The sequence below is a fragment of the Novosphingobium sp. genome, from assembly GCF_049240505.1.
GTDB lineage: Bacteria > Pseudomonadota > Alphaproteobacteria > Sphingomonadales > Sphingomonadaceae > Novosphingobium.
In genome coordinates, this window is record NZ_JBMLSM010000035.1 from 1 (window position 1) to 5,598 (window position 5,598).

At 61.3% G+C, this 5,598-nt stretch carries 8 protein-coding genes; 4 read left to right on the plus strand and 4 right to left on the minus strand.

Annotated elements, in window-relative coordinates; all coding sequences use genetic code 11:
* Both ACOVQ0_RS03130 and ACOVQ0_RS03135 read left to right on the plus strand, forming a co-directional pair.
* On the plus strand, positions 1–300 hold a 300-nt coding region (locus tag ACOVQ0_RS03130), incomplete at its 5' end, for a PLP-dependent transferase (protein WP_421880088.1).
* Between the two features lie 42 nt (positions 301–342).
* A complete protein-coding gene (locus ACOVQ0_RS03135; protein ID WP_421880090.1) occupies positions 343–1,719 on the plus strand; it encodes a sensor histidine kinase in 1,377 nt (458 codons plus the stop codon).
* Here the strand turns inward: ACOVQ0_RS03135 and ACOVQ0_RS03140 are convergent.
* The 4 genes from ACOVQ0_RS03140 to ACOVQ0_RS03155 form a co-directional block, all read right to left on the minus strand.
* Positions 1,716–1,976, minus strand: a complete 261-nt coding sequence (locus ACOVQ0_RS03140; RefSeq protein ID WP_168853841.1) for a hypothetical protein — start codon at positions 1,974–1,976, stop codon at positions 1,716–1,718. The genes ACOVQ0_RS03135 and ACOVQ0_RS03140 overlap by 4 nt on opposite strands.
* A gap of 85 nt (positions 1,977–2,061) precedes the next feature.
* On the minus strand, positions 2,062–2,313 hold the full coding sequence (locus ACOVQ0_RS03145) for an accessory factor UbiK family protein (RefSeq protein WP_168853842.1): 252 nt from the start codon (positions 2,311–2,313) through the stop codon (positions 2,062–2,064).
* A 77-nt stretch (positions 2,314–2,390) separates the two neighbouring features.
* Positions 2,391–2,945 (minus strand): TspO/MBR family protein, encoded by a 555-nt coding sequence (locus ACOVQ0_RS03150; RefSeq protein WP_421880092.1) that lies wholly within the window; start codon positions 2,943–2,945, stop codon positions 2,391–2,393.
* A gap of 135 nt (positions 2,946–3,080) precedes the next feature.
* A complete protein-coding gene (locus ACOVQ0_RS03155) occupies positions 3,081–3,863 on the minus strand; it encodes a TlyA family RNA methyltransferase (protein WP_421880094.1) in 783 nt (260 codons plus the stop codon).
* On the opposite strand from ACOVQ0_RS03155, the gene ACOVQ0_RS03160 reads away from it, so the two are divergent.
* Both ACOVQ0_RS03160 and ACOVQ0_RS03165 read left to right on the plus strand, forming a co-directional pair.
* On the plus strand, positions 3,862–4,404 hold the full coding sequence (locus ACOVQ0_RS03160) for a hypothetical protein (protein ID WP_421880096.1): 543 nt from the start codon (positions 3,862–3,864) through the stop codon (positions 4,402–4,404). The genes ACOVQ0_RS03155 and ACOVQ0_RS03160 overlap by 2 nt on opposite strands.
* Positions 4,405–4,817: 413 nt before the next feature.
* Positions 4,818–5,598, plus strand: a 781-nt coding sequence (locus ACOVQ0_RS03165) for a branched-chain amino acid aminotransferase (RefSeq protein ID WP_421880098.1), incomplete at its 3' end; no start/stop codon positions are given.

Below are 5,598 nucleotides of genomic sequence, written 5' to 3' on the forward strand. Positions count from 1 at the left end.
GACCTGGCGAAAAAGCAGATGAAGGCGGGCGGCACGATCTTCTCGTTCCATCTCGACGGCGGCCTGCAGCAGGCCCACGCGGTTCTCGATGCGCTCGAACTGATCGATATCTCGAACAATATCGGCGATTCGCGGTCGCTCATGTGCCACCCGGCCTCGACCACCCACTATGGCGTCGGGCCAGAAACCCGCGCCGATATGGGCGTGGGCGAAGGAATGCTGCGGCTCAACGTCGGGTTGGAAGACCCTGACGATCTGATCGAGGATCTGGATCAGGCGCTGCGCAAGGCAGGGTTGTGACGCCACGTTTCATCTGTTGCATCGACAGGGCGTTTGCCTAAGGTGCCCGACAGGGGTGGGGTCGCAACGGAGCATGGCAATTTGCTGGCCGAAGCGCACCTGTCTGCCATTATCCAGTCATCCGATGATGCGATCATCAGCAAGGATCTCAACGGCACGGTCCTGAGCTGGAACCCGGCTGCCTCCCGCATCTTCGGCTTCACCGAGGCCGAGATGGTGGGCCAGTCGATCCGCAAGTTGATCCCGCATGACCGGCAGAGCGAGGAGGACGACATTCTCGCCCGCATTGCGCGCGGCGAACGGGTAAAGAGCTTCGACACCCGCCGTTGCCGTAAGGACGGCACCGAAATCGCGGTGTCGATCACCGTTTCACCGGTCTACGACAAGGCGGGGCGCATCGTCGGGGCCAGCAAGATCGCGCGTGACATCACCGCCCGCGAAGAGGGACAGCGCGCCCTGTTCGAAAGCGAAACCCGCTTCCGCATGTTGGCGGACAACATCACCCACCTTGCATGGGTGGCAGACGCTACAGGGGCGATCGGGTGGTACAACAAGCGATGGTATGATTACACGGGCGTCCCAATTGGCGCGACCGACGGCTGGGGTTGGGACAAACTTCACCATCCCGATCATGTTGAACGGGTTAAGGTTCATTTCGCCAGCAGTATCGAGAGCGGAATCCAATGGGAGGATACATTCCCGCTACGCGGGGCTGACGGCAGCTATCGCTGGTTCCTTTCCCGCGCCAAGCCGATCCACGACGAGCACGGTGCTATTCTGTTCTGGTTCGGCACCAACACCGACGTGACCGATATGCTCGAAAAGGAAGAGCAGATTCGCGTCCTGCTGATGGAAGTGAATCATCGGTCGAAGAACCTGCTGGCAGTCGTGCAGGCTTTGGCGCGCCGGTCTGGCGGTAACGACCCTGAATTTTTGCGCCGGTTCGAAAATCGGCTCGCCAGCCTCGCCGCCAATCAGGATCTGCTGGTTCGGCGCGGCTGGTCGACCATTTTGATGGACGAACTGGCCGATGCACAGATGGCTATCCTTGGCCGTGACAGCCGTTCGCAGGTGCATCTTATAGGCGAACAGGTGACACTCAGCCCGCGTGCGGCAGAGATCATCGGCATGGCCCTGCACGAACTTGCCACCAACGCGCTCAAATACGGTGCATTGAGCACGCCCGGCGGCGAAGTGGTGCTGTCATGGGCCGAACAGGACGGCAGCTTCACCATCGATTGGCAGGAAACCGGTGGTCCAATGGTGAACCAGCCACAGCGCGACGGCTTTGGCACGACCCTGATCCGCCACATTCCCGCCCGTAGTCTCGATGCGGAAGTCACGTTGGATTACGCAGCCACCGGCGTTCACTGGTCGCTACGCTGCTCCAGTGAAACAGCACAGAAGCTGGCCAGTTAGGCCGCTTTCGCCTCGCTCTCAACAGCGTGCGCGGCACGTTTGTCTTCGGTGATAAGGCGATTTTCTCCACGCCCCATCGTCCAGTTCTTGCCGAGCCGGACCTTGTGGTTTGGGGCACACCAGATTTCACCGGATTCATCGAGCGCGGTGACCCAGATCAGGTTATGCTCCTGACCATAATCGATCATGCCGATGGCATAGCCATCGCCCTTGCCCAGAACGTGCAACGGAATTGTCGGGTTAAGTTGCGTAAACACAAAGATTTTCCTGCAATGACTGACAGTTGCCAGAGTGTTGCAGGCTAAATCCCCGGATGCGCCGCGTGGTTCCCGCCGGATGGCATCACTCGCCCTTGGCGGCAGCTTCCAGCGCTGCGATGCGCGCTTTCAACACTTCCACTTCCTCGCGCGCCGAGGCGGCAAGTTCTTTCACCGCATCAAATTCTTCGCGGCTGACGAAATCGAGGCCGCCGAAGATTTCCTTGGCCTTTTCACGCGCGTTCTCGCCCGCTTCGCGGCCCATGCCGGCAATCGTTCCTGCTGCACTGTTCAGCAGCTTGACGAAATCGGCGATCATCGGGTTTTCACTCTGCATCGGGCAAGTCCTGCTAGGCGTTACAGTGCCTATGTGGGCAGGACATGCCTGCCCCGCAAGGGCCAATCGCCGTTCTGTCAGATCTCGACGCGGACCGAACTGGCCTTGCCGAATGCGCCATCGGCATCCGGGTTCAGTTGCAGGAACTGCCATGTCAGAACCGAGGCAAAGCAGACCCACGCCAGATAGGGCAGCAGCAGCATCCCAGCGACAGGACGGATGCGCCAGAACAGCACGATCGTGACCACAATAGCCACGATCATTGCCACCGTGATCCAGAACGCGCCAGTGATCTGGTGCAGGGCAAAGAACGTGGGTGACCATGCAAGGTTGAGGACCAGTTGCACCACAAAAGCCGCAGATGCAGCCCCCCTGCCACGCGCCCCGCGCGCCGAGAGGACCATCGCAAACGATATCCCCATCAAAACATAGAGGATCGACCAGACGATCCCGAACGCGGCAGGCGGTGGATAGATCGCAGGCTTTTCCAGAGCATCGAACCACGGATTGCCCGGACCACTCCCGGCAACCTGCCCGGCCAGAAAGCCAAGCGCGACGATCAATGGCACCGTGAACAGGGACCAGCGCAGAAGGCTGGCGCGAAGCTGGCCGGAAGAAGCGAGGTAGTTCATGTCACCCGTTAGCTGAGCGCCGTCATGAAGATTGTAAAGCGCGATTCGCCAAGGATATTGGCGGGGTGCAGCCGTCTGCGCAATCCGAACTCCATCCGGCGACCAAGCCTCCCGGACACATTTGCGGGGGAAAACTCAGTTTCTTTGTGCCGAAATGAGAAACTCGACATTGCCTTCCGGCCCGGTGATCGGGCTTTGCACGATGCCCTCAACCAGCCAGCCATCGCTTTCCAGCCATTCGCGCACTTCGTCGCAAACCCGCTGGTGCAGCGCGGAATCGCGCACCACCCCACCCTTGCCAACCTCGGCCTTGCCCACTTCGAACTGCGGCTTGATCAGCGCGATGAGCCGGGTGGGCCGTGCTGCCAGCATCAGCGGCACTTCCAGAACCTTGCGCAGCGAAATGAAGCTGGCATCGCACACCACCCATGTCGCCGGGCGATCGATATGATCTGCTGTCAGGATGCGGGCGCTGGTCTGCTCCAGAACCGTGACGCGCGAATCCTGCCGCAATTTCCACGCCAACTGGTTGGTGCCGGAATCCACCGCGAATACATGCTCGGCACCGCCCTGCAACAGCACGTCAGTAAAGCCCCCCGTCGAACTGCCGATGTCCATCGCGATAATGCCCGCCGGATCGAGGCCGAAATGCTCTATCGCGTGGGCGAGCTTTATCCCACCGCGCGAAACCCACGGATGGTCGCGCCCCCGCACATCCAGCGGCGCTTCTGCCGAAAGGGGCTGCCCAGCCTTGGCGATCTTGGTTTCGCCTGAAAAAACAAGGCCAGCGAGGATCAGAGCCTGCGCGCGGGCACGGCTTTCGACCAAGCCGCGTTCGACCAGCAACTGGTCCACGCGGATCTTCTGTTTGGGGGGGCGGGTTGAGGTCACGGCGCGTTCCTTCCATAACTGGCGCATGAAGATCAATCGTGCTGCACTGCCCGCCCATGTTTTTTCCTGCGCCCTGCTGCTGCTGGCAGGGGCCTGCAGCGGGCCGCAAGTGGTGCCACCGCCCGCACCGCAGCCCACGCGGAGGCCTGCACCGCCTGCCCCTCCGCCATCTGCACAGCCCGCATACAAGGATTGGCGCGATGCGCCACAGACGCCGGGCGACTGGCGATATGACAATGGCACCGCGCGTTTCGGCTCCGCTGGAGCAACGCTGTTTGCGCTGACCTGCAACCGTACCGCCCGCACTGTCAGCCTGATCCGCACAGGCACCGCGCCGCAATCCCTGCCCATGACGATATCGACCAGCAGCGAAACCCGCCCGCTGTCCGCCGAACCTGCCCCCCAGGGTGCGCCGCAACTCGTGGTGCCATTGCCTGCGCGCGACAGATTGCTTGATGCAATGGCTTTCAGCCGGGGGCGTTTCGTGGTGGAAGTGAACGGGTTGCCAACGCTCTACCTGCCCGCTTGGCCCGAAGTGGCGCGGGTAACCGAGGATTGCCGGAGATAGTTGCTGATGCGCCTATTGTGCGGCGCGAAGCGGGGATTGTGACGGCAAATTTTTTTCATGCAAGTCTTGTTGTTTTGCCCTGAATGAATCACATTCGAATCAAGGACGGCGAGATTACGCACTCCCGGCCCAGCAGGCCAAAAACCTGCGACTTTGGCTCAACAGCGCGAAAGGAGGTGATCCGATGTCTCATGGTTCAGCAGAGAGGTCGGTACAGTCCCGCGCGAGGCATTATCGCTGAGTTTCGATTAAGCGATAGAGGCTTCGTGGGCGGCACTTCCGGCCGCTGACCATGCGAAGGGCCGCTTCGGACTGACCGACGCGGCCCTTCACATTTATTACATTCCCCTTGCCTTTCGCGCAATAATAGTTCACGGCGCTGCACTCTCGATTCTAGCGCAAGGACTGTTCAGATGGCGACGCCCGCCGATACCAGCCTCACCTTTACCCGCACCCAGCACCCGTCCCCGGTTGCAGCGGACGTGCGTGCGCAGGTGCTGGCCAATCCCGGCTTCGGCACCGCCTTCACCGATCACATGGTCGAGATCGACTATACCGAAGGAAAAGGCTGGCACGATGCCCGCGTGGTTCCCTATGGTCCGATCGCTCTAGATCCCGCAGCAGCAGTGCTTCACTACGCGCAGGAAATCTTTGAAGGGTTGAAGGCCTATCGCCTTGCTGACGGCGGCATTTCGCTGTTCCGCCCGGAAGCCAACGCCGAACGCTTCAACGCTTCGGCCCGCCGCCTTGCCATGCCCGAACTGCCCGAAGACCTGTTCATCGAAGCCGTGCGCCAGCAGGTCATGGCCGACAAGGACTGGTTCCCCACTGTCGAAGGCGGCTCGATGTATCTGCGCCCCTTCATGTTCGCCAGCGAGGCGTTCCTCGGCGTGCGTCCGGCCAAGCAGTACAAGTTCATGGTCATCGCGAGCCCGGCGGGGAACTACTTCAAATCGGGCGCGCCTGCCGTCTCGATCTGGGTGTCCGACTACACCCGCGCCGCGCCCGGCGGCACCGGCGCGGCCAAGTGCGGCGGCAACTATGCCGCCAGCCTCGTCCCCACGGCAGAAGCCTTCTCGCGCGGGCACGATCAGGTGCTGTTCCTCGATGCCGCTGAGCACAAGTGGGTCGAAGAACTCGGCGGCATGAACCTGTTCTTCGTGTTCGACGATGGCTCGATCCTCACGCCTGAAC